2 protein-coding genes are annotated in these 1,192 nt (G+C 62.2%); both read right to left on the bottom strand.

Features of this window, described 5'->3' with window-relative positions:
- Nucleotides 1-3 precede the first annotated feature (3 nt).
- Nucleotides 4-501 carry a tRNA adenosine(34) deaminase TadA gene (tadA, locus tag FEM54_RS32820; RefSeq protein ID WP_017136300.1) on the bottom strand — a complete coding sequence of 166 codons (498 nt, stop codon included), beginning with the start codon at nt 499-501 and terminating at the stop codon, nt 4-6.
- A partial coding sequence (locus tag FEM54_RS32815; protein WP_171045970.1) for a multicopper oxidase domain-containing protein occupies nt 501-1,192 on the bottom strand: 692 nt, incomplete at its 5' end. The genes tadA and FEM54_RS32815, both read right to left, overlap by 1 nt.

Genomic DNA, 1,192 nt, shown 5'->3' with positions numbered 1-1,192 from the left:
TCTTTAGAGTGTGGGCTTGGCTCTGCGGGCCTTGAAGAATTCACTCAGTACCGTGCCGCATTCCTCGGCCAACACCCCGCCTTCATACAGCACCCGATGGTTGAGAAAGCCCTGGGTAAAAAACTGCCCCTGGCTTTGCACAATCCCGGCCTTCGGCTCCAGCGCGCCATACACCACCCGCGCGATGCGCGAATGCACAATCAAACCAGCGCACATGCTGCACGGCTCCAGCGTCACGTACAGCGTGCTGCCCACCAGCCGGTAGTTGCTGATCGCCTGCGCGGCGGCGCGGATGGCGACCATCTCGGCATGGGCGCTGGGGTCGTTGCCGCTGATCGGGCAGTTAAAGCCACGGCCGATGATTTCACCGCCTTGCACCAGCACCGCGCCCACGGGCACTTCGCCAAGTGCCGCGCCCTGGGCGGCAAGGGCCAGGGCTTCGCGCATGAAGTGCTGGTCGCGGCTGCGGTCGATAATCGCTGCGGGGCGAATCTGGCGCATCACGCCACCTCGATGGCGGCCATCAGGCCGGTTTCCATATGGTCGATCACGTGGCAGTGAAACATCCACACGCCTGGGTTATCTGCCACCAACGCCACGCGCGCACGCTCGTTTTTGCCCAGCAGGTAGGTGTCGGTGAAATACGGAATCACCTTGTGGCGGTTCGAGGCGATCACCTTGAAGCTCATGCCGTGCAGGTGAATCGGGTGCTGGTACTGGGTCATGTTCTTCAATTCAAAAATGTAGCTCTTGCCCTTCTCAAGCCTGGCAATCGGGCGGTCGGCGCAGGTCTTGTCGGTGATGTCCCAGGCCTTGCCGTTGATCTGCCACAGGCTCGGCGGTTTGCCGTCATCCACCGACACGCTGCCGACCCACTCGAAATTGAAGTTGAGTTTCTCGGCATTGGCCAGGTCCGGCTCGGCAATCGGGTTGGCGGGCAGTGCTGGCGGCCATTCGCTCGGCGCGTCGGTATTGGCAACTGAACGGAAAGTGCCGAGACGCACCGGGCCGTTACGGATCGACAGCTCTTGACCCGCCGGTGGCGCCTTGATCGCCAGGCAAATGCGCATGCCCGGGCCCAGCCAGTATTCTTTGCCCAACGGGCGCGGCTCGATGGGGTTGCCATCCAGTGCGTAGATCTGCGCTTCAACGTCGGGGATGTTGAGGCGATACGTCAGGGTGTTGTCGAGGT

The organism is Pseudomonas edaphica (genome assembly GCF_005863185.1).
GTDB lineage: Bacteria > Pseudomonadota > Gammaproteobacteria > Pseudomonadales > Pseudomonadaceae > Aquipseudomonas > Aquipseudomonas edaphica.
This window is presented reverse-complemented; position numbering and strand designations above follow the sequence as displayed.